Origin of the sequence: Nostoc sp. CCY 9925 (assembly GCF_963920935.1) — a bacterium.
GTDB lineage: Bacteria > Cyanobacteriota > Cyanobacteriia > Cyanobacteriales > Nostocaceae > Nostoc.
The window spans coordinates 13,996-40,904 of sequence record NZ_CAWUDO010000052.1 but is presented as its reverse complement, the minus strand read 5'-3'; the positions used below and the strand labels follow the sequence as shown (position 1 = coordinate 40,904).

The following is a 26,909-nucleotide window of genomic DNA, read 5'->3' as shown; positions in this document are numbered from 1 at the left end:
CGTTATCTCAAAACATCATTATTTTAAAGGTTAAAACAAGCAAAATAGATGGATGAAATATTTACAACCGCTGTTAACACTGCAAAATTAAGTAAGTGTTCTCAACTGCGGGAATTATTGGAATCGCCTCAACTTGAATTCATCATGGAAGCTCACAATGGAATTAGTGCCCGCATTGTGGAAGAGGCTGGATTTAAAGGAATTTGGGCGAGTGGATTAGCTCTTTCGGCTCAATATGGCGTTCGAGACAATAACGAAGCCAGTTGGACTCAAGTTGTAGAAATGCTAGAGTTCATGTCTGATGTTACCAACATCCCCATTTTATTAGACGGCGATACAGGTTATGGCAACTTTAATAATATGCGTCGCTTGGTTAGGAAATTAGAACAGCGAGGTATTGCTGGAGTTTGCATTGAGGATAAACTTTTTCCCAAGACCAATAGCTTTATTAACGGTAGCCGTCAAGCACTGGCTGATATTGATGAATTCTGCGGCAAAATTAAAGCGGGTAAAGATAGCCAAACACATGCAGATTTCTGTATAGTCGCCCGACTCGAAGCCTTGATTGCCGGTTGGGATCTTTCAGAAGCATTGCGGCGAGCTGAAGCTTACCATGCAGCAGGAGCAGATGCCATCCTGATTCACAGCAAATCATCCCGTCCTCACCAAGTGCTAGCCTTTGCTAAAGAATGGGGGGGGCGCTCGCCATTAGTAATTATACCGACCAAATATTACAGCACTGCTACCGATGTATTTCGCAAAGCCGAAGTTAATTTGGTCATCTGGGCAAACCATATGATTCGAGCTGCTGTTGCTAGTATGCAAGCGATCGCCCGCGAAGTTCAAGCCAGCGAAACTTTAATCAATATTGAAGATGATATCGCGCCAGTAAAGGAAATTTTCCGCTTACAAGGAGCCGACGAACTTCTAGAAGCCGAAAAACGCTACTTTAGTAACGGACGCCACCATACTCAAGCGATCGTTTTAGCTGCTAGCAGAGGCCAAGAATTAGCAGGATTGACTTTAGATAAACCAAAAGTCATGTTACCCCTTGGAGGTAAACCCCTGCTGAGACTCTTGGTAGACAAATTCAAGAAACTTGCCATCAACGATATTACCGTTGTCGCAGGTTACAAAGCAGAAACTATTAACGTTGCAGGGACAAAAGTCATTCGGAACCCAGATTATGAAACAACTGGAGAACTAGCATCCTTAGCCTGCGCTCAAGCCAGCTTCGCCGATGAAATGCTGGTACTTTACGGCGATTTACTATTTAGAAGCTATATCTTGCGGGATTTATTAGAATGTCCCGGAGAAATTGTGGCTGTGGTTGATTCTGTAATCAACTCTAAATCAGTTAGCGGTTCCCCTGACTATGCTTATTGTTCAGTTTCAGACGATCTTTCCATCTTCGGACAAGACGTTAACCTCTTGCACATTTCCAAAGCAACCGAAACCCACTTGGGGAATTCCTGCGGACGCTGGATTGGAATGCTACGCTTACGAAGTCAAGGTAGACAATGGGTGAGTGAAGCGCTGAATGAATTGCAAACGCGATCGGAATTTAACAGTTTGGGTTTGCCAGAATTATGCAATTATTTAATCGAGCAAGGCAAACCAATCAAAGTGCTTTACATTCGCGGTAACTGGTTAGATGTTAATTCTTTAGATGACCTGGATTTGGCCTTTCAATTGAAACAATAGGGAATGGGGAGTAGGGAGTGGTGAGATGAGGGGGATGAGGGAGATGAGGGAGTTTGAGGTTTTGAGGCTCAACTTTGAACCTTTATTGCGTAGGCGTAGCCCGTCGTAGACATCGGCGATTTGTTCGATATAGCAATATAAAAATTTTATTAAGTATTTACTTAACTGTCTTAACTGTCTTAACTGTCCTTGTATTTTCATCAGAAAAGTAAGAGTATGTTTATGTGAGTTAACAGTATTTTTACTGTTATATCTAAATGCAATTGTAATAGTAAATACTAATACTCATACTTGCTTTCCTGAAAACTTAAATCTAAGTAAAGAGGATCTGTAAAATGAAAAAGATGATAATTGTCTTGTTAATCATGCTCGGCTTAAGCCTATCACTAGGTCAGGGGCCAGCGGTTGCTGCTAATGACTGCTTGAAAACGCTAAATACTGGTTCTTCTACTACCATCCCAGTTTTTTATGAAGATCAGGCTGCTTTCTACGGCTGGTCAGGAGGTGTGATTACTAATGATATGTACTACAACGCCTGCGGTCAAACTGTGACTGTTAAAATTAACTACACTGACTGGGATAGGCTTCGCAAAGAAGGAAAGCTAGATGGTATGCGATATATATACAAAACACCCAAGGAATCTAAAATTGGCGTTAGAAAGATTGTAGGAAGTGAACCCCAAGATGTAAAAATTGAAGATTTCTATAGCTAAGAAGACTAACACCTTCAGCAATTGACTGGTCTGCTTTTAGCTTGAAAGCTGACATCATCAGGTAATTTTTACTGAATTACCTGATGATGTGAATTGAAACTTGAAAATCTTTCAATTTCGTTGATGATTCAAAAATTACGGTTTTTTCCAAGCCTGGAAATTTTTGTGGAAAATGGAATTTTTCAATTCACATCAGGCGTAAATTTAGATAATGTATTAGGAATGGCGATCGCTCACTTAGTCTAACAGATGAGATGAGCGATCGCTTTTTAGGTAACTTGCAGAGATAAATGACTATAGTTAATTTTTGACTGTCAGCCCACAATTATTTATGATTGAAGCACAGGAATTTGTAGAAGCCGCTCGTAATTTTGGTTTTGATTGGTATACCGGCGTACCTTGTTCTTTTCTGACGCCTTTTATTAACTATGTTATTAACGACGCTCAACTGACTTATATTTCCGCAGCTAATGAGGGAGATGCTGTGGCGATCGCATCTGGAGCTACAATTGCTGGTAAACATGCAGTGGTGATGATGCAAAACTCCGGTTTGGGGAATGCAGTTAACCCGCTGACTTCGCTGAATTATATTTTTCGGATTCCACTGTTAGTTATTTGTACACTAAGAGGCGCTCGCAATTTGCAAGATGAACCCCAACATGAATTAATGGGGCAAATCACAGATAAATTACTGGAAACTATGACTATACCTTGGGAATTCTTCCCCACAGATGCAGCAGAAATAGAACCAGTCTTGCAAAGAGCCACAGCCTATATGAAACAAGAGCGTCGTCCCTATGCTCTAATAATGCGTAAGGGAACAATTGCGCCCCATGCACTCACCCGTTCTTCTATCCCCAAACGCGAAGATAATAATCAAGCTCATATTCAGCAAAGCTTTTTTCGGGGTAACCAAGAACAACGGATTTCCCGCAGCCAAGCTTTAGCTCAAATTGTGGAACTCATTGATGCTGAAAATACTGTCATAATTGCCACCACAGGATACACGGGACGGGAACTATTCGCCAGTAAAGATAGCGCCAATCATCTTTATATGGTTGGTTCGATGGGTTGCGCTTCCTCACTGGGATTGGGACTTTCTTTAGCACGAAAAGACCTCAAGGTGGTGGTCATTGATGGCGATGGTGCAGCATTAATGCGAATGGGTAATTTTGCGACTATCGGCACTTATGGCGGTGCTAATTTAATCCATATTCTTTTAGATAATGAAGTCCACGATTCCACAGGCGCACAGGCTACCGTCTCTTTCGGAATCTCCTTTGCCAAAATTGCCGAAGCCTGCGGTTACGGCGTCACATTAGCCGGAGACGATCCCACACTTTTAGATGCTTTATTCACCGCAGATACCAAAATCAGACCGAAATTTGCTCATCTCAAAATCCGTCCCGGAACCCTAGAAAAGCTACCTCGACCCAACCTGACCCCGGAAGCAGTTTTGCAACGCTTCATGAAACATATTAATAATCCGTAATTCGTAATTAATAAATTCAAAGTACAAACTCTTAATTTATTAATGACCAATGACCAATGACCAATGACTAATGACTAATGACTAATGACTAATGACTAATGACTAATAACAAAATGATTTTACTAAATCCTGGTCCTGTTAATTTGAGCGATCGCGTGAGAAATGCGCTCTTATGTCCCGATTTGTGTCATCGGGAAGTGGAGTTTTCCCAGTTACAAACCAGAATCCGCGAGCAATTACTTCAAGTTTACGATTTAGAAGGCGTACGCGTAGCCCAACCTAGGCATCGCTGGGCAGCAGTCCTACTCACGGGTTCTGGTACAGCAGCGATGGAAGCGATGGTTAGCACTCTAGTACCCAGGAATGGGAAATTGCTGGTAATTGAAAACGGCGTGTATGGCGAAAGAATATCCAAAATTGCCAAAATTCACGACATTGATTACATCACACTTTCCCATCCTTGGGAGGCTGAAATAGATATCAAAGGTTTAATTAAACTGTTAGATAAAAACGCCGACATCACCCACCTCGCTGTAGTCCATCACGAAACTACTACTGGTCGCCTCAATAACTTGGTAGAAATTGCCGCAATTTGTCAGCAACGCCACATTCAAATATTAGTAGACGCAGTCAGCAGCTTTGGTGCCGAGGAATTGAATTTTGAAGATTGGGGAATTACCGCTTGTGCTGCAACAGCGAATAAATGTCTGCATGGAGTCCCTGGAACGTCTTTTGTCATTGTGCGACGGGATGCACTGCCGTCATCAGATACAATCCCCCGCACCTTATATTTAGATTTAGCAACATATTGCCAACAGCAAGATAAAGGCGGTACGCCTTTTACTCAATCAGTGCAGACATTTTATGCTTTAGCAGAAGCTTTGCAAGAAATGGCAGAAGCAGGAGGATGGCGTGTTAGACACAGCTATTACAGCCAACTTGCAAACTTAGTCAGAGACGGGTTAGCGTCAATAGGAATTAAACCTTTACTTCCTTCGGGAAGTTCATCTGTAGTTTTGAATACTTATTATTTGCCAGATAATTTCAGCTATGAAGAATTTCACGACCAACTAAAAGCACACGATTACGTAATTTATTCTGGACAGGGAAATTTAGCTCAATCTATCTTTCGAGTATCAACAATGGGAGCTATTACCCAGGCTGACATGGAACGATTTATTAGTGTTGTTAAACAAATTATTTCAAAAAGATACTAATTAGACTTGTTCTGCCACTTGACTACGCAATAGTCTCGAATCACCGTCTGAAGCAATTGTCTCAAAGTAGGAATCCATTTCGACAAAAAACTCCCAATAGTCTTTGTTACATTGTTTCGCCAACCTCTTAATGACTAAATCCTCTAGTTGAGGATTGCGCTTGCCTTTCCAAACCGTATCCGCTAAGGCAACAAGTAACTCCTCAAGAGAACATTCCATTGTTTGCCATTGACCATGAGAACGACAACACCGAGCAAGATTTGGATTGACTCCGTTAGCGATTAGCAAGCTCTCACCATCATACTCGTGATTGTTTCCTTTTGCTGTTAACTCTTGTGGATGCAGAATTTTACCTGAATCATGGAGTGCAACGCCCAACCGGAAGAAACTTTCATCGAAGTGAATATCCAATTCATGCAATTTTGAGATCAACAACTCAGCCGCTTCACCAACTAGTTTGATATGGAGAATTAGCTTGGATGATGCTCCCAATTCCTGAAGAAACTGATAAGCATCATGCACTGTTTGAAAGGTTTTAACTTGGCTACTCATGCAGCGTTACTCTCGTGCAATACGCAATGATTTAATTATTCGCATTACTAGCTAATATCTCTTGCCCGTCGGCTCCAACGTTTTGTTAGACAAGACTGGGACTTTAACGTAGAGGGAGATATCGCACTTGTCCTTCCCATTCGCCCTCCAAACTTGCCTCTGCGATCAATAATATCTCTTCGATTGCTAACCCCACTGAGACGCTGCGATTAATCTCAAATACTCCTGGCATTTCTAACCCTGCCTGTACGCGCTCGTAAGCATATCGAGTTATTGTTTCTACATCATGAGTTAGTAGAACCCTACGTTGTTGTGCTGCCCATTCCAGAATTACTCGATCGTCCGTTTTAGATAAGCTCACATCCTGAACTCTAACAATATCAATCTCAGGTTTTCGTCGAAGAATACCTCGAACAATTTGATTGTTAAAGTTCTCATCTGCTAAAAAACGCAGCATTTCAACTCTGCTCTTCGTGGGTAAGTCTTGCCATCAGGCGTGAGCGTATCCCAATTGGATTGAAACGACACTCATTTTCTTGACGGACTTGGGCAGCACGCTCTTGTCGAATTTTTAGATAAGCATCAACTTCACTTTTGCGCCGGAGGTAATAGCCAATTACTGAGTACACATCTGCAAGTTGAAGAGATGGATATTGTTCCACAATTTCTTCTGCTGTAGCACCCTCCAAGAAGGCGGTAACCACAGTATCAAGGGTTACACGAGTGTTACTAACACGAACAACGCCATCAGAATCAGGTGATAAAGGTATAGGATCGGTTGCTACAGTAAGAAACATTTTAGGTTACGGCAGACTTGGGTTTATGCAATTAATTTAGCGCTTTTTCATCACTTTCAAGAAACACATCAATATTTATAGCGATCGCCAACTTCATCAATCAGCCTGGGAAATCGCTCAAAAATTTAAGAAGCGGAGCTGAAGAAGCTCCGCTCGATGTGATTTCCTAGCTTAAATGTTCGAATTGCTGCTTTTAATTCCTACCAAACACACTAGTCAGGGCACGCGCCATATTTTGTGGTTGCATCGCATCCATCGCGGCGGTGGGTTCGTAGCCGCAGTGAACCATGCAATCGGCGCACTTAGGATTACCACTCTTCTGGCCGTATTGACTCCAGTCAGTTTGGGCAAGTAATTCTTGGAAACTAGAGTAATAACCCTCGTTCAGCAAATAGCAAGGTTTTTGCCAACCGAGAACGCTATAACTTGGGCTACCCCAAGGTGTGCATTCGTAATCTTTCTCACCGACGAGAAAATCTAGGAACAGGGGATTGTGATTGAAGTTCCAGTTTTTTGCACCGCTTTTGTATGGAGCCAGAATTTCTCGGAACAGGGCGCGTGTTTGTTCTCGCTGGAGAAAATGATCTTGATCTGGTGCCCACTCGTAACTGTAGCCAGGAGAAATCATCATCCCGTCGGTATTGAGTGTTTCCAGAAAATCAAAGAACTCTTGCATATCTTTCGGGTCAGTACCCTCAAAGATAGTAGTATTAGTGGTGACACGAAAGCCTTTAGCTTTAGCGGCGCGAATGGCTTGGACGGCAATATCAAAAACACCTTTGCGATCGACACAGCGATCGTGCAACTCTCGCATCCCATCTAGATGCACGCTGAAAGTTAGATAAGGAGAAGGTTGAAACTTATCCAAGCTCTTTTCTAACAACAAACCATTGGTACACAAGTAAATGTACTTCTTGCGCTCAACTAATCCCCGCACAATCTCGTCAATTTGGGGATGTAGTAGAGGTTCTCCCCCAGGAATGGAGACAACCGGTGCGCCACACTCTTCTACTGCGGCGAAGCACTGTTCTGGGGTGAGATTTTGTTTTAATATTTCCTTTGGATGTTGGATTTTACCACAACCCGTACACGCTAGATTACACCGAAAAAGAGGTTCCAACATTAATACTAAAGGAAAGCGTTTGCGTCCCAACAGACGTTGAGTCACGAGGTACTTTCCGATATCTATAGCTTGTTGTAGGTTAACTGCCATAATTGCGATCGCTCCTCTTTAAAGATATAGAAACACCACTGTAGAGGCACAAAGCATTGCGCCCCTATTTGCGCTCATTGACTTTTGACTTTTGACTTTTGACTTCCCCGTTCGCGTAGCGTCTCGCAGAAAAGGGGCTGGCGTAACCTTGAGCAACAAACCAATCCACAGCATCCTGGAGTGCTGCCTTCAGTGAAGACTGAGGTAAACCCAATTCTCGCACTGCCTTTGTAGCATTGTAATACATAGGCTGTTTGGCCATGCGAACGCCATCTATGGGCACCGAAGGCAATTTCCCCAAGGGTGCGAGAATTTTTTCATCAAACCAAGCAACACTCAAAGGTAACCAAGCTGGTAAACTTCGTTGGGGTGCTGGCAAACCTGTAATCTCGGCGAGTTGTTCGAGTAGTTGTTTGAGACTGAGGTTTTGATGACCCAAGATATAGCGATCGCCAGATTTACCTCGTTGCAAGGCCAGTAAATGCCCCCATGCCACGTCCCGCACATCGATAAAATTCAAACCAGTATCCAAGTAAAAAGGCATTTGTCTCCGCAAAAACCGCAGTATTATATCACCTGTAGGGGTAGGTTTGATATCCAACGCTCCAATAGGGCTGCTGGGATTGACTATAACTACCTCCTGACCTTTAGCAGCCGCTTGTATAGCTTCTTGTTCGGCTAGATATTTAGACTTTTTGTAGTTACCCACCAACTTTTTTAAGGGACTCTGATGTGTTTCATCAACGACTTCACCAGGCGATCCCACCCCAATGGCCGCCACGGAACTGGTATAAACGGTGCGTTCAATCCCTGCTTTCTCGGCTGCTGCTAGCACATTACGAGTACCTAAAACATTGTGACGGTGGAGTAATTCGCGGTCTGTTTGCCACAGAGAATAATGGGCTGCCACGTGAAACAGGTATTGACAATCGCTCATCTGTTGCCAGAGATTTGCATCGTTCAAATCGCCTTTGACAATTTCCACCTCCAAATCGCGTAGATTTTGGAGATTGCTGCTAGGGCGTACCAGTGCTTTAACTTTGTATCCCTCTTGCAGTAGCAATCGCACCAAGTGGGCACCAATAAAACCTGTACCCCCCGTGACAAAAACTCTTTTAGATTTTGGATCGCTCAATTTGAAATTCGCCTCTTTTGGATTTTTTTGGATACAGAAGTCTAACCAAGCAACTGCACTAAGTTTTCTCGAACTCGAATTCTAAACATCAAACCCATATTTATCTTTTAAGAAAGCTTTCAGTTCATCATTAGGTTCTTCTCCATAACAAGAACCAATAACTTTTCCGTAATCCTCAATATTAATACTTTGATTTGATTCGAGTGTTTTTGTGAACTCCTGTTCTAAAGTGGGTCTTACATAAATGAAATAATATGCCCATCTACCGGTGCTATCTTTAGCTTTGAGTTTATGAATAAGATCGCCTCGTTCTGTAAAAAACTTATTTTCATGCATATGTCTATTATTTTTTTGCTTAAGCGCATCCACATTGCCTATGCCGATAAGTCCTAGAAAGCAACGTTCAGGTAAGTCATATTTATCTGTATTATCCTTCGGGCCATTTAATCCATAAGTGAGTGCAGAGACAACTTGAGAATTACCTGTAAACACTAGATAAACTAATGCTTCATCACGGTCATCACGAGAGTACATAGCATCCTGAAAAACTTGCAAGAGCGGGTCTATCATCTCGGGTATAAAGCATCCTAGCCGTCCTAGTGCAATAGCTGTCTGTCTTTTAGCTCTGCTCGGTAAATGTGAAAAGATTAAACTTTTTATCGCCTCAATATCTTTTGGACGATTGGGATATGATATTTTTGGTAAATTTTTTTGTGGCTTGCTTCCATCTGCCACAATAGCCCATTCGTAAATCCAGTCTGCTTGGGCAAATACAGTTTTTTCCGGACTACAGACACTCAAAATCAGGGCAGACCAACTTCGAGCAAAAGCATCATGTTTGTCATTGATAACAACTTGCCGTAGAATTTCAAGTTCTTCATCAGCAAAAGTATAGGGTGTATGAGAATAATAAGTTCTTGCGCTCGTTAGCCATGAAATAGCCCATATAGCTGTGGTTGACACTGCATAATTACTCCCCGTATCTTGTTGAACACAGGTAAGCAATACTTTGGCCACTTTACGTAAGAGTAAGTTCGGTAAAAAATCTATTCTTGTACTATTTTTTTGAACTTGTGGACGATAGAATGCTTCAACTAAGTGGAATGCTGCGTTAACACGCTCTTCAACAGAGCAGAAAATAGTTAATTTTTCTAACAATGGTGTTAATATTTGAGTAGCATTTCTGGCATTGAGGATTTCACTATTTGTGATTGCTATATTGGAAAAAATAGCACCAATCTTGTTTCGATTGGCATCACGATTTTGTATATAACTTTCTAATAATCGTTCATGCAATATCTGTCCAAAACTAGACTGCATCACTGAAGAAAACGCTTCGTCTATTAAAGTATGCGGCTTGTTCAAACCATCAAGTTCGTTGAGGTTCTCTATAGCTTTCTCTATTACTAAATGAACTGTCTCCTCCTTCAAGTCTGGCTGTGTTGCTAGACATTGCATAGCAAAACTAGACAACGCACGAGCTTCTTTCGGCGATCTATTGGCAGATAACAGCCTTAAAATCACGTCATCAGCAGTGACAAGACCTAAATACTCCGCTTGATTGTTTTTTTGACCTAATTTAGATATCCAAAGGCGCATAAATTCTTGCCAGTGAGCAGCGACCATCGGCTCACTTTTTTGACCCATATCAACAATTTCAATTGGTCTGTCTACAATTGGTATGTCATGCACCTTCTGAAACAAAGAATCCAAGATATCTAAATTTTTTTGTTGGTGCTCTTTTTTTATAGATTCTATATTCTTAGCTATTCTTGCTATTTCTTGCTCACATTCTTGAATTTTCTTTCGTAATGCAAATTTTTGATCTACACTACTAATCACAAGTTCTTTCTCTAGATAGGCACGTTTTTCTTCCCAGCTAGTCTTCGTTTCCTCTAGATCGCTTAAAATTCTATGTCGTCGATTATCTGCTGACATTCTCTATCTCCGAACAATTCTCTTAATTTTCTCCCAAGTTTTGTACATCAATCCCTGTGTTTCCATTTCCAGTTCGTAAGATACGATCGCAGGAATTAACGGCAAAACTACCTTCAATTTGGCTGAAGCTGCTTTATCTTGTTTTTGTAATTTGTCTCGAATCTCTTGCAGGAGAGAAACTAATTCTGAAGGATAAGTACTAGAAGATATCTGTTCGATAGATACAACTGCTTGTTCTACCTTAACCAGTTGGATTTCAGCTTCTTCATCAGAGATAATAGTTGCTTCTAGTGGGTAAAGTTCCCAGTATTCTGTTTCATATTTACGAATAGCAGGAAGAATCTCTCGCTTAATGCGCTGCTTCATTTCAAACTTCGTAGGTCTATGACTATTAGTCAATAACTCTTTTTCAAATTCCCCTAGTTGTTCGTAGAGTAAGTCTAAAATATCTTTTAAGTCATTGAGTCTATCGTAATCGCTCATAATTTTATATCAATTTGATTGAAGAAGTTAATCAAACTCAATTTAACGTGAGTCTCCAAGGCAGACGCACCAGCGATAAGATAGTTTCCATTGCTGAGACTATCTTTTGTTTTTGTTCTAATTCTAGTCTCAGCTTTTTTTGTGCCATTCTCAAGCCGTCGAACTAATGTTGAAATTTCTTGCGAGGAAACCAATCATCCAAAATGCTGTAGACCACAGGGACAACAATCAAGCTGAGGATAGTTGAAGTTATGAGTCCACCAGCGATCGCTACGGCCATTGGCGATCGCAATTCGGAACCAGCGCCAAAACCTAAGGCGATGGGTAGCATTCCTAAAAGCGTAGAAGCGGTGGTCATCATAATTGGTCTGAGCCGTACTGGTCCTGCCCTGAGAATTGCTTCTGTGCGGTCTAACCCGGATTGACGGAGTTGATTGATGTAATCTACCAATAAAATCGCATTTTTGTTTGCTAGCCCCAACAAAAACACAAACCCAATCAGCGAGATCATACCAAAGTCACTTTTAGTAAATAGTAAGGCCAGCATCGCCCCGACAATTGACAAGGGCAAAGAAACACCAATTACTAATGGGTCTATCCAGCTTTTGAACAGCAAAATCAGTACCACAACAATGCAGAGTGCTGATAATACCAAAGTACTGCCAAAACTAGCAAATACTTCACCTTGCCGGGCAGAATCTCCTCCTAAATCCAAAGTTACATCAGCAGGTAACACTGCTTTGGCTTCTGCTACTATTTGGTCTGTAGCCTTACCCAAAGACAAATCTTTGCCTAAATTACCACTGATGTAGGCTACTCTTTGATTGTTCAGCCGCTCAATTTGAAAAACCGCACCTTGGGAATTTGTGTCGCTTGTTACGGTCACATCAGCAAATCCCGGTAGTTTTTCGATGCGCTCTTTAATTGCCTGGGCTGCTTTGTTGAGGGTTTGGAGGTTATCGCCTCGTAGCGATACCTGTAGGGGTTTTTGACCACCAGTATCAACAAATTGAATATCTTCCACACTGGTAGTTACGCCGGGGAGATTGGGCAAAGATGAGCGTAATTGGTCTTGTACTTCCCCTGTTTTGATGTTGCGGTCTTCCTTGAGCTTCACATAAAGATTACCTTTATTTGGCTCACCCTCACGGGAACCAACAGTAGTAAACACTGTTTCCACTGCTGGGGATTTTCTCACCACATCTTCAAGTTTTTTGGCAACCTCAAGAGAATCGTTCAAGGGGTTGGGGATGGGGAATGACGCGGTGACAGGGAGACGCGGGGACGACGCGGGGAAAGAACTCTCCGTGTCCCCGCGTCTTTGTGTCGTGTCCCCTGAAGGGATTTTTGGCAAGGGGGCGGTGTAGGTAATGTTGAATTCGCCGCGATCTAATTTAGGAATAAATCCTTTGGGAATTAGTAGGCTGAGTGCCATACCTGCAACAAAGCTGAGGATGGCTAATGCAATGACTGTTTTGCGATGCCTTAAAGACCAGTTGAGTAAGTTTCTGTAAAGTTGGGTAAAATTCAACCAGATGTTTGTTTGTTGGCGTTGTCGGGAATTTGGGGTAGCAGGTTTTAGCCAGTAGGTAGCCAAGGCTGGTGAGAGTGTCCGAGCTACTAGTGTCGAAGCAATCATGGCTGCTGAAACCGTAATCCCAAATGGCTTGAAGAATTGACCGATTACTCCACCCATCAAACCAATGGGTAAGAAAACCGCTACAGCAGTAGCAGTGGTGGCGATGACTGTTAAGCCAATTTCATCTGTAGCTGAGTATGCGGCTTGACGAGGAGTTTCTCCTTCATCGATGTGCCGCATGATGTTTTCAACATCGATAATTGCATCATCAATCACACTGCCAATAACTAAGGCCAAAGCCAGCAAGGTAATGGTTTCAAGGTTGAAGCCAAAAATTGCCATGACGATAAACGTTGCCAACAAAGATGTTGGAATCGCCAAGGCAGAGATGAGAGTCGCCCGCCAATTCCATAAAAAAGGAAAAATTACCACTATCGACAAGACGACGGCTTCCATTAAAGCATCGATTGTTGATTGGGTGGCTTGGCGGATATATTTTGCTTGTGTGGCAGCTAAGGTGAGGTTGACATCTTTGAGTGTAGAGCGCAGCCTTTGGACTTCTTTTTCAACTAGACTCACCACTTCTAAGGTGTTGGCATTGCCGCGTTTAATTACCTGAAATGCAAGTGCATCTTGACCGTTAAACCGGACTAACGTAGATCCTTGTTGAGTAAGAGATGCTGCACTGAGTTTTGATGGATCTAAAGGAGTTGCACTTGCATCGCCCAGCAGTGAAACTTTGAGGACTCCTGGTAGTTTAGCGATCGCTGGTACAATTTGGTCTTTGGCCAACTTAGTCAAATCTGTGAGATTTCGTGTCGGACTCTCAATGGCATAGCTAATAGCGGCTGACTCGTTCAAGTTCAAGGGAATAATTTTAGAAGTCCCTCCCTCAGGTAGAGCCACCTGCTTGACGGCAGTTTCAACTTCTTTGGTTGATGTTTCTAGATTCGTACCAACAGCAAAAGACAGGGCAACGGCTGTTTGGCCAGGATAGGTAGATGAACGGATATTTTCCAGTCCTTCTAGGGAACGCAGGCGTTCTTCTAGGGGTTTTGTGAGCTTGGTCTCTGTATCTACCGCACTCGTCAGGGTGGCTGTAGCATTTACAACCACTACTGGGAAGGTAATATCTGGAAACAATGCATACTTCAGAGAACTGAAAGCAAGAACACCAGCTACCGTGACGGCAATCCAAAAACTCACGGTCAGCCACGAAAATCTAATCGCAAATTTGGAGATATTGAAGAGTTCTCGTGCGGATTTTGAGCTAGAAAGCTTTACCATCTTGGAAAATTATCGTGCAGGTGACACAATTATTTAGTCATGCTACATCAATCGCCTTCGGTTTGCGAGTTTTTGTCACCACCAAATGGCAATATTACTTATTGTCACTCAAATTATGACAAAGTTTTTAACAAGAAAGAATTCAGGAGTCAGTGGCTTCCCAAGCAACTGCCTGGATTTCCCTTAAATGCCCCGACTGATTGCATTCAGAATTCTGAATTCTAACTTCTCTTTGAACACAGCATGGAACTGTAACAATGAAACTTGGTTCTGTCGAGCATAAGGAATTATTCTGTCGCAGCTTTACCGAAAGCTACAGGGAATACGAGCCTGAGTATGTTCCCTGGCCAGATTTGGACGATGCAGGTTTGAGTTTCCTACGCAGTATTCCCTTTTGGGAGAAAGCTCTAGATACAGAGCGACAAGCCGGTGCAATAGTTAGTGGTTACGCACAAACGGTAAGCGATCGCATTTTACAAGCTGCGATCGCTCTCCAAGGTCAAGAAGAATTACGCCACGCTCGTCTGTTGAAAACATTAATTGACCGTTACGGCATCGAAATGCCAGAACGTCCCCCCGTTGAAGTTCCCCAAAATCTTGAGCCAATATTTACGCGCTTTGGCTTTGAAGAATGCCTGGATACTTTCTTTGCCTATGGGCTATTTGCGATCGCCCGTGAAGCTAATGTCTTTCCAGAATCAATCTTCACAATCTTCGATCCGATCATAGACGAAGAAACACGTCATATCGTGTTTTTTGTCAACTGGTTCACCTATACACAAATTCAGCGCGGCCAGGGATTTTTTCCACTGCGAAGTACCAAAACTCTCTGGCACTACGGCAAGGCACTCAGCAATCTGATTGCCGTCTTTGGCAATGATGACGCCAGCAGGACTGTTTTGCTGCTACCGGCACTAACATCTTTACTAAAGACCTGACACTAGAAAAATTTCTCGACATTTGCTTAGTGGAAAATCAGCGGCGGATGAGCAAGTACGATCCCCGACTGCTGCAACCCCAATTATTGCCCAGACTTGCTAATTTCGCCTTGGGCATCCTCCAGTTAATACCCAAACGCAAACTCCAGAATATCGAGAGTGCTAGTGCCTAATTTTTTACCCTACGACACAATTCTCGTGCCTCAGGGAGCAGAATATCAAGCTGTGTGTCGCGGATTACGCAATCTTACTGGCTCCATCCCAAGGGTATTACCCATACCTGTTGGGATGAAGCCATTACTTCAATACCTGCAACAATCCGCAGAAAGTGGGCAAATTCTGGCTGCAAAATCGAGAGTGCTGATTGTAGGTTTATGTGGTAGCTTGAGCGATCGCTATGGTGTTGGTGATATCGTGTTGTACGAAGATTGCGTTTATCAAGACAAACGGCAAGAATGCGATCGCTCTTTCACAGCACAGTTACATTCAGCATTCCCCACTCTCCACTTCCCAATCAAAGGGTTGACAAGCGATAGCGTCATTTGGTCTGCGACTGAAAAACGGCGTCTGGGTGAGACTTTGGCAGTTGATGTTGTTGATATGGAAGGATTTACTGCCTTAGAGTTTTTTAATGCAGCTGGGGTAGCGGTGGCAATGTTGCGAGTAGTCAGCGACGATTGTCAACACGATATTCCTGACCTGACATCAGCAATCAACTCTGATGGTTCGCTGCGTCCTTTGCCTTTAGCTATGGGAATGCTCCGGCGACCCCTTGCTGCTACTCGCCTAATTCGAGGTTCATTAATAGGACTAAAAGTGTTAGAGCAGGTTACAAATCAGTTTTTTTCTGGCTAATACCAAATTTACTCTTGATTATTTGCAACATAGCCTAAATACTTACAGGATAAGGATGAGGCTGCAACAACTATTATTGAGTGCTACAATCTTCGTCAAGTAACTTCTCAGCAGCAGCATTATAGCCTTTGCTAGCGTCACTTTCAGTTTTGAGAATGTAATATCCTCCCCTTCTTCTTCCCACTACAGCAATACTTTGGTCAGCCATCTTTTGTGACGATCCTAAAGATTTATTCACAAGGTAGAAAGGGTTATTATTATTTGCAAGTGAATTATTATCTAACCGCATTATGTTATATTGATTGTTCTCAAGTGTCAGAATAAAATTGTTAAAATTTCCAACAGGAATTTGATTGTCATCTGTCTCAAGCTGCATACTCACGCTTTGCTTAATACAAGACATATGAATGTGTAATTGATCCTGATTACGAGCTTGTTTTGAATTAATTGCTAATCCATATTGATTTCGGTATTGCACCTGCGGTTTTTGTGAAACTACATACTTTCGAGCTTGTTCCCATGCATACTGCCAATAAGGTATTGAGTTTGACTGCGATATATTAGGGTCTTCTATACCTTCAATTTTATCAGTTGGCAGTAATAAGTATTCAACTTGGTTACTTCCATTTGCCACAACATACCTGTTGTTAAGATCGACATACAAACATGGGTCTGGTTTAGGAGGCTGACCCTGCTGATTTGCAACACATTTCTGAACTTTTTGCCAAAGGAAATCTCTGTCACTCTGATCTAATGTTTGCGAACTTGCAAGATTAATGAAGCTCAGTTCAGTTAGAGAAGTTAACAAGATAGCAAATAAGTACTTAATTATGGAACTTCTATTATTCTTTAGCTTCAGATTATTACTCCCAAAACTTGATTGTAAAAATAAAAAATTTTTCATTTGTATTTCTCTCTAGTTATTCAGTAATTTTTGATGAATATAAAATGCATTAATCTTGGGTATTTACTCGTTTTATTTTCAATAATAAATAGTTCAAAAGTTAGTATAAGTTTTAAACCATTTATATTATTTGGTGACTCATTCAAAATTGTTCTAACTCAAATTTATTTTGTACTAATAAAATTGAAAAATCAAGTATTGAGAACTAAATATTTAGACATAAATATTGCTGATTTCATTGAAAAACAGCGAGTATTTGAGTCATTATTATTTCGACGCTTTTTCCAATGCCCTGGAAAGTTGATATACAATCTTAAATTTTGACCAGTATCTATGCTGAAATAACAGCATAAAATTTGACCTTACATAAATTTTTAATATCCTCTAAAACTGCACTGTATGATTGACATATATTTCAACTTCTTTCCCTGCTGGCAAAAACCAAAGGTTTGTTTTTTGTAGCATTTGGGTGATTGCTTGTTGATTGCGTTGTGCAATTTGGGGAACTAGATAATTTAAACCACCTTCTACAATTCCCGCTGCAATGTCGCGCTTGTTGTAGTTGGTAAGTATTTGAGGATTATTATTGTTATTAATATCACGATACTGGTATGTAGTATTACTAGGATTTAGTAACTCTGCGGCTTTATGAACACCTGCTATCATGAATAATCCTGCATCCATTGATACTATGGATGAAGCGGAATTGGAATATTTACTTGCTATCAGAGGTTTACCTTCAATACTATGAATAACAATTGCATTATTCGGTAAGCTTGTTTCTACTAATTTGCCATTATTATCGGAGATAAATTTGATTACATTTAGGTGCAATAATCCTTGTTCTGAAATCGAATCAATTTTAGTCAATAATTCGCTATTTGCAGGTAAGGCTATTGTACCATCTGTAGTTTTTAATGGTTCTTGTAAACGCACAATAAATATATTTTTATTCTCTTTACTTTGAGTATTAGTCTCCCCAAAGATAGTTGTTGTTATCACAGCTTTAGCAGTACTCCCTACTTTAACAAATTTTAGATTTTGGAGTTGTTGTGTTGGCTTAGGGTTACTATTAGGGTTAATTGACTGTGACGCCACATTGGTGTTTTCAGGCTGAGAACTAATAGGATTAACATCAACTTGAGCAGTAACATAAACTTCACCGTAGCTACCTAACTTTGCTAACTTAGCCCATTCCTGGAGAGGATCGGGTGGGGATGGTTTAGTATCTGTGTTCATGACTGACGGTGGGCGCGCTGGCGGAAAAGTAGATATAGAGTTTTGTGGACGAGTCACTCCTTGAGAGTAGGGGTTTTGAATTGGACGTGCAATTATCACTGTTCGAGGTACATAAACTGTTCGCACAGGTGTTGATATTCTGGCTTTAGAAGCAGTTGAATGTTTACTTGGTTGAACTTTAACCCTAGAAACAGGTGTTGCTCCAATTCTGAGGTTTTGTTGAGCTTTTTTTACCGCCTGTGCTTGTTCTGCAAGGGCTAATTTAGTTTTGAGAATCTCTATTTCTTCTTCTAAAATTTGTTGGCGAGATTGAGTTGGTTGTGATTGGACTGGAAAGTTAACTATTTTACTTCTTGGTTTTTGATTTTTGTAATTTATAAAGTGCGATAAAAAAATACCAACTAACACAACTATCAAGAAATTTATCCCACCTACTAAGGCTAACTTAGCAAAAGGATTAGATGAGAATGTTCGATCATTTCCAACTTGTTGTAATTCAGGAGAGTCTAATTGTAAGACAACTGAATCTTTTGCAATTACTCCAATATCAATAGTTTTTTCTTCTTCAAGTCCAACTAATCTTGCCATCTTAGATTCAAATTCCGAAGAATCTTCTGAAGAAGATGAATTAAAGTCCATAGTACAATGGCACTAAAATAAACGGCAAAGTGTATATTTTAATTAGGTTAAAGTTAATTTAAACTGAGATTTTAGTCAAAGATAAAAAGCTATTTTGTGATAATAATCGTAGGCTGATGATTATATATCATATATGTAAAAGCAAGTTTTAATATCCACCTTTTTAGACATAAATAATAGCTTTATGTCTAAAAGTATGCATTTAAGTAATTTTTGAATAACTAATACTAATTCTATATAGGAATCATATTTGATTTCTGAAAATATTTCAGTTATGCCGTAGGCTAACGCACCATCCGAATATTCTGGTGCGTTACGGAAGCCGTAACACACCCTACATATACTTAGATTTTTTCATAAATCAAATACTAGTCCTATATAAGCCTGCATATAATAACCAAAGTTGCGGATTATAAAATACAAATATACTATTTCAGGCGATCGCAGACTCCAAAGTAGTGATTGGGTCCAGTGAAATCACTAGTTTGACTAAGAGCAAAAGTACAGTATTTGCGAAAATTAAGTATTAAATAAAACTCATTTAATAAAAGCTTGTTGAAGTGTAAATGCAAAAATAAATGCTTCTAGCTTCAGTAAAAAGCCTGACATTGTACAAGCATGAATTGATCTTGAAAATATACAAGTAATGCTACTAAAAACTGTTTCAATATAATGCGTTGTATGCTGCTTAATATAATCATTCTAAGATTGGTCTTGACACTTGGAATTATTTTTAGGCATTACTTTTAATACTATTTGGCTACTTTGTTCGAGGTCATCTTCGGCAGTATAATCAGTGTATGCTGAATCACTATATACCTCGCAACAGGCGTGGTAATAGCACAAGATACTAGACAAGGCTCCTCAACAAGCGATCGCCAGAAAAGCTGGAAACTGGTGAAGCGACAGCCACAAATTGCATAAACCAACAACTTGAAACCTTGAGCATTAACCCAACCACGGCCACTTAACATACTGGAGTAGCAATGAAAGCACTTAAAGTCATGGCAACGATCTGGATAAACCAGCCTTTCCCAATAACCACACCTTTACAGACGGACACCACTACCATTACCAAGATTAAAATCTCTTAACCTTTCGTTACACTAAAGACATTGAGAGGAACAAAAGCAAACCTCTCGCAGTTGAAATCAAAGGTGAACGACATGAATGGCACAATTCGCGTTGGTAATCTCTTCGGAATTCCCTTCTACATCCATCCATCGTGGTTTTTAGTTCTGGGTTTGGTAACTTGGAGCTATAGCAGTGGACTGGCGGCGCAATTTCCCCAATTATCTGCGGGATTAGCTTTGCTATTGGGATTGATGACAGCGCTGATGTTGTTTGCCTCTGTCGTCGCCCATGAACTAGGACACAGTTTTGTTGCTATCCGTCAAGGAATTGATGTCAAATCCATCACACTGTTTATATTTGGTGGTTTGGCAAGCTTAGAAAAAGAATCGAAAACTCCTGGTGAAGCTTTTTGGGTAGCGATCGCCGGCCCTTTAGTTAGCTTACTACTCTTCGGGATCGTTACAGCCATCGGCTTTACTACGCCTGTATCTGGGCCGCTAGCTGCAATTCTCGGTGTTTTGGCTGCTGTAAACTTGGCATTAGCATTATTCAACCTGATTCCTGGCTTGCCTTTAGACGGCGGAAATATACTTAAAGCAATTGTTTGGAAGATTACAGGGAATCCTTATAAAGGTGTAACTTTTGCCAGTGCAGTTGGTCAAATCTTCGGTTGGGTAGCAGTTCTTTCAGGTATACTTCCGCTAATATTATTTGGCAGCTTCGGTAACTTCTGGAACTTGTTAGTCGGCTTCTTCTTGTTGCAAAATGCTGGTAATGCGGCTCAATTTGCTAGAGTGCAAGAAAAACTCACAGGTTTAACGGCTGAAGATGCTGTAACTGCTAATAGCCCAATTGTATCTGCCAATCTGACCCTGAGAGAGTTTGCTGATGAACAAGTCGTAAGTGGACAAAATTGGCATCGGTATTTAGTGACTGATGATGATGGACAATTAGTAGGTGCGATCGCAACTGATAACTTACGAACCATTCCTACAGCACTGTGGTCAGAAACTCAAGTTAAACAAGTCATGCGACCAATTACAGAATCAACCACAGTTCAATCAGATCAACCTCTACTAGAAGTTATGCAGCTACTGGAACAACAAAAGGTATCTGTGCTTCCTGTAATTCGTGACAACGGTGTGCTGGTTGGAATCTTAGAAAAGGCTGCAATTATCCGACTGTTGCAAAGCCAAACCCAACCTAACCCTGCATAGCTCTCTCAAAAAACAATATTCTCTCTTCAACTTCCCTCAGAATTTCTGAGGGACTTTTTTTTGCAAGGATTTTTTACGAGATATCAAGTATATTCCTAGCAAAGATAGACCCGCTATTGTTGTAGGTTCTGGTATTGTTTTAATTTTGGCATAAACAGCTGTTGTAGTTGTACCTCCTTCAAGGGCTTGAATACTGAACTGAGGAACATCTGGACTAAACCCTGTTAGTTCAAGTGTGTATTTATTACCTGCAAAAGTGAAAGTGTTATAGCTGAAGTTTGTGTCTATGAATACAAAATCTGCATTTTGTTCTTGCGGATTTGTTGCGGTATTGGGTGTATTCACCAAACGGAAGTTGAAGTCAAAAGCTTGGTTGATTCCAACGGGAGAGTTGAGAGATAGATTGAGATTTAAAGGTACAAATTCAACGCTTGTGCCTTTGAGTACTGTTTCGTTAAAGTACTTCAACTCACCTATTTTAAATACAGAGTCGGTGTTTCCTGAAAAGGAACTTCCATCAAAAATCAGTTTATTTGGAAATGTTGATGGTGGAGAAGGTTCACCCCAAGTAAATGTGTTGGTTCCCACACCTGTAAATATAGGGTTAGTATCAAGGCTTCCTGGAGTCGGTACTCCCCATGTACCGCTGGAGATACCAGAAAAAGAGAAAGCTTGTGCTTGACCAGAAAAGCCTAATGCTGTGGTCCCAGTCACAAAAAAACTAGATATGGCAGTCGCAACAACTAAACTTTGCTTCATAAACTTTGGTTTAAATTCTCACCCTGGAGCTTCTCTTAAGTAAGTCTCCTGTCTACCGTAGTAAATTTACGCAAAATGTGCCAATATCTTTTTGTAGTTTTCATGAAGTATTTATATCTTTTTTTTAATCTTATTGAGTAATTTATATTAATTAAACCTAGCTTATGTATTTTTCAAATATTTCATGACTTTGTAATTTTGATTACACGTTTTGTAATCAGCAACTAAATTGATTATCTTAACACTTGTCAAGTGAATATCAAGTTGATACTTCATAAAATATATAGTAGAGGAGCAGAGAATTCATAATTCACAATTATGAATTCTCTGCTCCTAATGTCATGACTCAGCACTCAGCACTCAGCACTCACTTAGGGTGCAAGGGCATTACCGCGAATCAAGCTAGCAATAGTTTTGGCAGTAATTTTTAATTGGGTGATGGGATTAGCTGGAACAACAGTTTTATACAGATAGCTATCGAATGTCAGCCGCTGTACATCAAGGTCGTCGCACATTTCCACAAAGGCTTCGCGGGTGGCGTCGGAACGATAGAAGACGGTTTGCAGAATATCCAGCACTTTGTAAGTGAGTCCGTATTTTTTATCCCAACGCTTCAAGTAAACCTTGAGGTCATCTTCAGTGGGAATACGGTTTCCACTGTTAGATGTTTCGACAATGGTTTCGGCACACATCCGCCCAGATTTAGCGGCAAAATAAATACCCTCGCCAGAGGACTTAGTAACATAACCAGCAGCATCTCCCACCAACGCAATGCGACCAACAACACGACGGGGACGGGGATGTTCAGGAATGGGGTGTGCTTCTACTTTAATGATTTTACCGCCTGCCAGTTTCTCAGAAGCACGGGCGCGGATGCCAGCTTGTAACTGTTTAATGCTGGCTTTGTTAACGTGCATTGTGCCAGTACCGACAGCTACGTGGTCGTATTTGGGGAAAACCCATGCGTAGAAGTCAGTGGAAACATCATTGCCGACATACATTTCAGCGAGGTCGTTGTAGTATGCCATTTTGTCTTCGGGTAAGCGGATTCGCTCTTGGAAAGCGATCGCATAATTATAATCCCCGGCATCCATTTCTTTGGCAACCCGAGAATTCGCCCCATCAGCCCCAATGATGGCATCCACTTTCAGGGTTTTGGCAATACCCTCTGCACCAGTTTCTGTATGGTCAACGTAATGGATGGTGTAGGGATCGGTATTGTTTGCTGGTATATCGAGTTTATGAACAGTGGCATTAATTAAATTTGCACCGAGTTTTGCCGCACGATTCCGCAAAAAGCCGTCTAGCACTTCCCGGCGGCACATTCCTATATATTCTTCTTCATTTACCAAATTGATATCAACCTCGCGGTTGGAAGGCGAAATCATTTTCATCTTCCGCACCCGGCGATCGATAATCTCTGGTGGTAGGTCAAATTCATCCACCATACACAGGGGAATTGCGCCCCCACAAGGCTTTGCATTGTCTAGCTTCCGCTCAAACAGGTAGGTTTCAATCCCAGCTTTTGCCAATGTTTCAGCGGCAGATGAACCAGCAGGGCCTGACCCAATAACAGCAACCCGTAGTGTCAAAGGTCTTTCTCCCAATCTTCACATTTACCGAGAGCATACTATCACGGTCTTTCGGCTGATTTGCCGCTTTACCTCCAGGTTTTGATTGAAATGCAATATTCCTTAACTTTTTGATACAAAAAGCGAAATTGGGAATGGAAAATCTTGGTTGAGGGAGATTTACTAGTATAATTTTTTGTAGCACAAATGAAATATTACTCTCAACCATTAATACATTATTTTTCCCAAAGGTCTTTTATGCCTGAAAGTCTTGAAAACCATTTTCTACAAGAAGTTCGTAAGCTGAAGCAGAAAAAGAGAAAACGCATCGTTCGCAAAGTTGCGGTGCTTTTGCTGCTTTTGGGTATCCTGAGTGGGTTTGTATATTTATTTTATCAAGGCAATGTTAGCTGGAAAATGGGCAATTCAGCTATTAGTAACACAAGATTTTTATTCAGCATTTTTTTTGTATTTATTTTAATTTGCAGCTTAATTGTTTTTGTTTTCAGAAAAAAATCATCTCTAGTTCGTTACCAATCTAATATAGAGTCTTTAAATTTTTGGGAAAATCTTACTCTTAAACGTATTAAACCTAAATATTTGTTAGGTTATACATTACTAATAATCGCATTAGTTTATCAAAGCAATCCGGATCTATTTACTAATACCATTAATGGTTTGGTTAATCATATAGTATATAAACCTACACCTCCTGTATTAAATTCACCTTGGCCGTGGAAAGATCGTGCAACGATCGCTCCAATTGTTGCCAATATGCCATCGAATGTAGAAACAAGTATTGAATCTGTTGCAAAATATATTGCTCAAAAGGAATCAGACCCATACTTACGCATTAAAGCTATACATGACTATGTTGTTAGTCGGGTTACTTATGATTTAGACGTGCTGAAAACGGGAATACGACCTGCTCAAGATGCTAAAACTGTTTTTTTAACTCACAAAGGGGTTTGCGAAGGCTATGCTAATTTATTCATGGCATTGGGACGAGCTATAGGTGCAGATGTTGTTTATATTAGAGGTAAAATTCGTCGAGACTTAGCGCCTGTTGAGTTAATTCCTAAGGTGGTTAGGCTGCTAAATTCAGATTATGATTGGACAAATCATGCTTGGAATGCAGTCAAAATTTTAGATAATTGGCAATTAGTTGATACAACCTGGGATGATAGAGATTCTAGCGAAATTGGATTTTCATATAGTGCAGAATATCTCACTCTTCCTCCGCAAGTAATGAGTATCAGTCATTTTCCTGACCAGTTAGATTGGCAACTGTTAACTCGTCGTGAAGATTACAATACTTTTGAAAATAAGCCACTTCTGACACCTCAATTTTTCATCGAAGACTTAACACTGATTTCACCAACTGAATATCAAACAAATACTCAAAAAGTCGGTACAATTAAAATTGCTAGTTCTCCAAATTACCACACCAAGATTGTTGCCTTCTTCACTAAAGTACAAAAATCTGAGTCTTCATTTTGGGACTTGCCAGGATCGGTAAATTTGCTAGAAGACAATCAAGATACCCAACGAAAACTACAAGATATCAAAAAATGCCAGAGTCAATCGAATGCAACCGGGGAAACTGAAATATCCTGTAAGTTTGCAGAACCAGGAGATTATGAAGTTTTTGTCTTAAGTGTTGGACAAAAGATTAGCCTCCTGGGTCAACTAAAATTTCATACTCTACTGCCCTAAAAGTCAGAATTACCTAAATCTTATTCATCTAAAAATAATTATGTATGGTATATGTAAGACACGGTAATCCTAGCAAGGAACTGTAGATTTAGTTGCAGAGGTACAGCGGCAGTGGGTATTGTAGTTGAGAACGTCTCCAAACAATTCGGAAGTTTCAAGGCAGTAGATCAAGTCAGTTTGGAAATTAAGAGTGGTTCGCTAGTTGCGTTGCTCGGGCCATCGGGATCGGGTAAATCTACTCTGCTGCGGTTAATAGCAGGTTTAGAAATGCCAGATAGTGGCAAAATCCTGCTGACTGGCAAGGATGCGACATATCAAAGTGTGCAACAGCGGAATATTGGATTTGTGTTTCAGCACTATGCTTTATTCAAGCATTTGACTGTTAGGCAGAATATTGCTTTTGGCTTAGAAATTCGCAAGGCACAGCCAAAGAAGATTAAAGGGCGTGTAGAACAGTTGCTAGAATTAGTGCAATTGAGTGGATTAGGCGATCGCTATCCATCACAACTTTCTGGTGGTCAAAGACAACGGGTAGCATTAGCAAGGGCACTTGCAGTAGAACCGGAAGTTTTATTGCTAGATGAACCCTTCGGCGCACTTGACGCTAAAGTCCGCAAAGATTTACGGGCATGGTTACGCAACCTTCATGATGAAGTGCATGTTACCACGGTTTTTGTTACCCACGACCAAGAGGAAGCTATGGAAGTCTCCGATGAAGTTGTGGTGATGAATAAAGGACAGGTGGAACAGGTAGGAACACCAGCACAAATTTATGATAATCCTGCCACTGCATTTGTGATGAGCTTCATCGGCCCAGTGAATGTATTGCCTAGCAACTCGAAGATTTTTCAAAGCAGTGGATTTGATACACCTCATCCCCAAGTATTTTTGCGTCCACAAGACGTAATTTTAGAAACTAGTGCCAACGGTGCCACTACACCTGCTATAGTCAGTCGCTTGATACACTTGGGTTGGGAAATTCAGGTAGAATTAACTTGCGATGACGGACAAGTAGTGACAGCACATTTAACACGCGATCGCTTTAATCAATTAGAGTTAGAACCAAAACAGCGGGTGTATGTAAAACCAAAGGATGCCAAGTCCTTCCCACTGTCTTATTCAATTTAGAATTTTGCCAATTTGTTAACGCTCAAAACCCCAGACTAATAGCTGAATTCCACAGTTATGATTCTGGGGTTTAATTTAATAAGAATTCGTAATTTGTAATTCGTAATTCATAACTCACTTATCCAGTTATAGGTGGTAACATTTCCAAAACTACAATGCTTAAATCAGGGAATTCTAAAGGTGAAATAGTTGCATCTTCTGCCAAAATAACTTCACTTTGATAGCCGTCTTGAGTTGGTTCTCGAAATACGTGCAATTGACGACTAACGACATCTAGTACCCAATAATCTCTAATCCCCGCTTGGGAGTAAGCTTTGGCTTTGGTTTCACAGTCTAGTTTCAGGCTGCTATCTGCTACTTCAATAATCAGATAAACTTCTGTTGGGGTGGGATGATGGTCTGCGTAGTCCAGGGGATCTACTTTTACCACAGCGATATCCGGTTCTGGTTCAGACCGTTCATTTAACTTTACTGGGTCTTGAATAGATACCCAAGCCCGATTGCCTAATCTATTTTTCAGTAAGTAATCTGTTCTACCCACTGCTGAGCGATGAGCTGTTCCTTTCGCAATCATCCAAATTATCTTTCCTTCCAGAAGTTCGACGCGTTCATCTGCACCAAAAATCCCAGCCTCAGCCATCCGGTGGTACTCTTCAACTGTCCACAAGCGAAGTTTCAACGTGGGTTCTGTATTCTGCATGGCTTGTTTGGCAATTGTGAGGAGTAGTTAGTATCCTAGCATTAGCCCTTTCAAGGTGA

At 40.9% G+C, this 26,909-nt stretch carries 25 protein-coding genes; 11 read left to right on the top strand and 14 right to left on the bottom strand.

The window, feature by feature from the left end; translation table 11 throughout:
- The first annotated feature begins 48 nt into the window (after window positions 1-48).
- The 5 genes from aepX (at window position 49) to ACM0OY_RS23570 (ending at window position 5,126) form a co-directional block, all read left to right on the top strand.
- Window positions 49-1,704 carry a phosphoenolpyruvate mutase gene (gene aepX / locus ACM0OY_RS23590; RefSeq protein ID WP_414571257.1) on the top strand — a complete coding sequence of 552 codons (1,656 nt, stop codon included), beginning with the start codon at window positions 49-51 and terminating at the stop codon, window positions 1,702-1,704.
- Between the two features lie 335 nt (window positions 1,705-2,039).
- Window positions 2,040-2,417 (top strand): hypothetical protein, encoded by a 378-nt coding sequence (locus ACM0OY_RS23585; RefSeq protein ID WP_414571256.1) that lies wholly within the window; start codon window positions 2,040-2,042, stop codon window positions 2,415-2,417.
- Window positions 2,418-2,540: 123 nt separating this feature from the next.
- Entirely contained in the window at window positions 2,541-2,663 is a 123-nt protein-coding gene (locus tag ACM0OY_RS23580) for a hypothetical protein (RefSeq protein WP_414571255.1), read from the top strand.
- 85 nt (window positions 2,664-2,748) lie between these two features.
- Window positions 2,749-3,909 (top strand): phosphonopyruvate decarboxylase, encoded by a 1,161-nt coding sequence (gene aepY / locus ACM0OY_RS23575; RefSeq protein WP_414571254.1) that lies wholly within the window; start codon window positions 2,749-2,751, stop codon window positions 3,907-3,909.
- Window positions 3,910-4,007: 98 nt separating this feature from the next.
- The gene (locus tag ACM0OY_RS23570) at window positions 4,008-5,126 is read left to right on the top strand and encodes a 2-aminoethylphosphonate aminotransferase (RefSeq protein WP_414571253.1); all 1,119 of its coding nucleotides are present in this window, start codon (window positions 4,008-4,010) and stop codon (window positions 5,124-5,126) included.
- Here ACM0OY_RS23570 and ACM0OY_RS23565 read toward each other — a convergent pair whose 3' ends face one another.
- The 8 genes from ACM0OY_RS23565 to ACM0OY_RS23530 form a co-directional block, all read right to left on the bottom strand.
- On the bottom strand, window positions 5,127-5,678 hold the full coding sequence (locus tag ACM0OY_RS23565; RefSeq protein ID WP_414571252.1) for an HD domain-containing protein: 552 nt from the start codon (window positions 5,676-5,678) through the stop codon (window positions 5,127-5,129).
- Between the two features lie 103 nt (window positions 5,679-5,781).
- A complete protein-coding gene (locus ACM0OY_RS23560; protein WP_414571251.1) occupies window positions 5,782-6,135 on the bottom strand; it encodes a DUF5615 family PIN-like protein in 354 nt (117 codons plus the stop codon).
- A 1-nt stretch (window position 6,136) separates the two neighbouring features.
- Window positions 6,137-6,475 carry a DUF433 domain-containing protein gene (locus tag ACM0OY_RS23555; protein ID WP_414571250.1) on the bottom strand — a complete coding sequence of 113 codons (339 nt, stop codon included), beginning with the start codon at window positions 6,473-6,475 and terminating at the stop codon, window positions 6,137-6,139.
- Window positions 6,476-6,668: 193 nt separating this feature from the next.
- A complete protein-coding gene (gene hpnH, locus ACM0OY_RS23550) occupies window positions 6,669-7,688 on the bottom strand; it encodes an adenosyl-hopene transferase HpnH (RefSeq protein ID WP_414571249.1) in 1,020 nt (339 codons plus the stop codon).
- A 64-nt stretch (window positions 7,689-7,752) separates the two neighbouring features.
- A complete protein-coding gene (gene hpnA / locus ACM0OY_RS23545) occupies window positions 7,753-8,823 on the bottom strand; it encodes a hopanoid-associated sugar epimerase (RefSeq protein WP_414571248.1) in 1,071 nt (356 codons plus the stop codon).
- An 81-nt stretch (window positions 8,824-8,904) separates the two neighbouring features.
- Entirely contained in the window at window positions 8,905-10,761 is a 1,857-nt protein-coding gene (locus tag ACM0OY_RS23540) for a hypothetical protein (RefSeq protein ID WP_414571247.1), read from the bottom strand.
- A gap of 3 nt (window positions 10,762-10,764) precedes the next feature.
- Window positions 10,765-11,244 carry a hypothetical protein gene (locus tag ACM0OY_RS23535; protein ID WP_414571246.1) on the bottom strand — a complete coding sequence of 160 codons (480 nt, stop codon included), beginning with the start codon at window positions 11,242-11,244 and terminating at the stop codon, window positions 10,765-10,767.
- A 163-nt stretch (window positions 11,245-11,407) separates the two neighbouring features.
- A complete protein-coding gene (locus tag ACM0OY_RS23530) occupies window positions 11,408-14,110 on the bottom strand; it encodes an efflux RND transporter permease subunit (RefSeq protein ID WP_414571245.1) in 2,703 nt (900 codons plus the stop codon).
- A 257-nt stretch (window positions 14,111-14,367) separates the two neighbouring features.
- On the opposite strand from ACM0OY_RS23530, the gene ACM0OY_RS23525 reads away from it, so the two are divergent.
- From ACM0OY_RS23525 to ACM0OY_RS23515, 3 genes are read left to right on the top strand one after another with little or no spacing between them, the layout of a single operon-like run.
- Window positions 14,368-15,048: a ferritin-like domain-containing protein gene (locus ACM0OY_RS23525; RefSeq protein ID WP_414571244.1), complete on the top strand. Its 681-nt coding sequence runs from the start codon at window positions 14,368-14,370 to the stop codon at window positions 15,046-15,048.
- A gap of 29 nt (window positions 15,049-15,077) precedes the next feature.
- Window positions 15,078-15,221, top strand: a complete 144-nt coding sequence (locus ACM0OY_RS23520; protein ID WP_414571243.1) for a hypothetical protein — start codon at window positions 15,078-15,080, stop codon at window positions 15,219-15,221.
- Window positions 15,214-15,903, top strand: coding sequence for a phosphorylase (locus ACM0OY_RS23515; protein ID WP_414571242.1), 690 nt, complete (start codon window positions 15,214-15,216; stop codon window positions 15,901-15,903). The genes ACM0OY_RS23520 and ACM0OY_RS23515 overlap by 8 nt, the downstream gene beginning before the upstream one ends.
- Before the next feature lie 73 nt (window positions 15,904-15,976).
- Here the strand turns inward: ACM0OY_RS23515 and ACM0OY_RS23510 are convergent, their stop codons facing one another.
- From ACM0OY_RS23510 to ACM0OY_RS23500, 3 genes are all read right to left on the bottom strand, one after another.
- Window positions 15,977-16,807 (bottom strand): CDP-diacylglycerol diphosphatase, encoded by an 831-nt coding sequence (locus tag ACM0OY_RS23510; protein WP_414571241.1) that lies wholly within the window; start codon window positions 16,805-16,807, stop codon window positions 15,977-15,979.
- A gap of 384 nt (window positions 16,808-17,191) precedes the next feature.
- Entirely contained in the window at window positions 17,192-18,634 is a 1,443-nt protein-coding gene (locus ACM0OY_RS23505) for a hypothetical protein (protein ID WP_414571240.1), read from the bottom strand.
- 803 nt (window positions 18,635-19,437) lie between these two features.
- Entirely contained in the window at window positions 19,438-19,659 is a 222-nt protein-coding gene (locus ACM0OY_RS23500; protein WP_414571239.1) for a hypothetical protein, read from the bottom strand.
- 192 nt (window positions 19,660-19,851) lie between these two features.
- On the opposite strand from ACM0OY_RS23500, the gene ACM0OY_RS23495 reads away from it, so the two are divergent.
- Window positions 19,852-20,976: a site-2 protease family protein gene (locus ACM0OY_RS23495; protein ID WP_414571238.1), complete on the top strand. Its 1,125-nt coding sequence runs from the start codon at window positions 19,852-19,854 to the stop codon at window positions 20,974-20,976.
- Between the two features lie 36 nt (window positions 20,977-21,012).
- On the opposite strand, the gene ACM0OY_RS23490 is transcribed toward ACM0OY_RS23495, so the two are convergent.
- On the bottom strand, window positions 21,013-21,735 hold the full coding sequence (locus ACM0OY_RS23490) for a choice-of-anchor K domain-containing protein (RefSeq protein ID WP_414571237.1): 723 nt from the start codon (window positions 21,733-21,735) through the stop codon (window positions 21,013-21,015).
- A 371-nt stretch (window positions 21,736-22,106) separates the two neighbouring features.
- Window positions 22,107-23,327: a geranylgeranyl reductase gene (chlP, locus tag ACM0OY_RS23485; protein WP_414571236.1), complete on the bottom strand. Its 1,221-nt coding sequence runs from the start codon at window positions 23,325-23,327 to the stop codon at window positions 22,107-22,109.
- Between the two features lie 237 nt (window positions 23,328-23,564).
- On the opposite strand from chlP, the gene ACM0OY_RS23480 reads away from it, so the two are divergent.
- Window positions 23,565-25,022: a transglutaminase domain-containing protein gene (locus ACM0OY_RS23480; RefSeq protein WP_414571235.1), complete on the top strand. Its 1,458-nt coding sequence runs from the start codon at window positions 23,565-23,567 to the stop codon at window positions 25,020-25,022.
- A gap of 111 nt (window positions 25,023-25,133) precedes the next feature.
- Window positions 25,134-26,150, top strand: coding sequence for a sulfate/molybdate ABC transporter ATP-binding protein (locus ACM0OY_RS23475; RefSeq protein ID WP_414571234.1), 1,017 nt, complete (start codon window positions 25,134-25,136; stop codon window positions 26,148-26,150).
- Between the two features lie 118 nt (window positions 26,151-26,268).
- On the opposite strand, the gene ACM0OY_RS23470 is transcribed toward ACM0OY_RS23475, so the two are convergent.
- Window positions 26,269-26,850, bottom strand: coding sequence for a Uma2 family endonuclease (locus ACM0OY_RS23470; protein ID WP_414571233.1), 582 nt, complete (start codon window positions 26,848-26,850; stop codon window positions 26,269-26,271).
- Window positions 26,851-26,909: the final 59 nt, after the last annotated feature.

Coding starts and splice junctions, on each gene's coding strand:
- aepX (WP_414571257.1), top strand. CDS start 49: ATGGATGAAATATTTACAACCGCTGTTAACACTGCAAAATTAAGTAAG.
- ACM0OY_RS23585 (WP_414571256.1), top strand. CDS start 2,040: ATGAAAAAGATGATAATTGTCTTGTTAATCATGCTCGGCTTAAGCCTA.
- ACM0OY_RS23580 (WP_414571255.1), top strand. CDS start 2,541: ATGATTCAAAAATTACGGTTTTTTCCAAGCCTGGAAATTTTTGTGGAA.
- aepY (WP_414571254.1), top strand. CDS start 2,749: ATGATTGAAGCACAGGAATTTGTAGAAGCCGCTCGTAATTTTGGTTTT.
- ACM0OY_RS23570 (WP_414571253.1), top strand. CDS start 4,008: ATGACTAATAACAAAATGATTTTACTAAATCCTGGTCCTGTTAATTTG.
- ACM0OY_RS23565 (WP_414571252.1), bottom strand. CDS start 5,678: ATGAGTAGCCAAGTTAAAACCTTTCAAACAGTGCATGATGCTTATCAG.
- ACM0OY_RS23560 (WP_414571251.1), bottom strand. CDS start 6,135: ATGCTGCGTTTTTTAGCAGATGAGAACTTTAACAATCAAATTGTTCGA.
- ACM0OY_RS23555 (WP_414571250.1), bottom strand. CDS start 6,475: ATGTTTCTTACTGTAGCAACCGATCCTATACCTTTATCACCTGATTCT.
- hpnH (WP_414571249.1), bottom strand. CDS start 7,688: ATGGCAGTTAACCTACAACAAGCTATAGATATCGGAAAGTACCTCGTG.
- ACM0OY_RS23540 (WP_414571247.1), bottom strand. CDS start 10,761: ATGTCAGCAGATAATCGACGACATAGAATTTTAAGCGATCTAGAGGAA.
- ACM0OY_RS23535 (WP_414571246.1), bottom strand. CDS start 11,244: ATGAGCGATTACGATAGACTCAATGACTTAAAAGATATTTTAGACTTA.
- ACM0OY_RS23530 (WP_414571245.1), bottom strand. CDS start 14,110: ATGGTAAAGCTTTCTAGCTCAAAATCCGCACGAGAACTCTTCAATATC.
- ACM0OY_RS23525 (WP_414571244.1), top strand. CDS start 14,368: ATGAAACTTGGTTCTGTCGAGCATAAGGAATTATTCTGTCGCAGCTTT.
- ACM0OY_RS23510 (WP_414571241.1), bottom strand. CDS start 16,807: ATGAAAAATTTTTTATTTTTACAATCAAGTTTTGGGAGTAATAATCTG.
- ACM0OY_RS23505 (WP_414571240.1), bottom strand. CDS start 18,634: ATGGCAAGATTAGTTGGACTTGAAGAAGAAAAAACTATTGATATTGGA.
- ACM0OY_RS23500 (WP_414571239.1), bottom strand. CDS start 19,659: ATGTTAAGTGGCCGTGGTTGGGTTAATGCTCAAGGTTTCAAGTTGTTG.
- ACM0OY_RS23495 (WP_414571238.1), top strand. CDS start 19,852: ATGAATGGCACAATTCGCGTTGGTAATCTCTTCGGAATTCCCTTCTAC.
- ACM0OY_RS23490 (WP_414571237.1), bottom strand. CDS start 21,735: ATGAAGCAAAGTTTAGTTGTTGCGACTGCCATATCTAGTTTTTTTGTG.
- ACM0OY_RS23480 (WP_414571235.1), top strand. CDS start 23,565: ATGCCTGAAAGTCTTGAAAACCATTTTCTACAAGAAGTTCGTAAGCTG.
- ACM0OY_RS23470 (WP_414571233.1), bottom strand. CDS start 26,850: ATGCAGAATACAGAACCCACGTTGAAACTTCGCTTGTGGACAGTTGAA.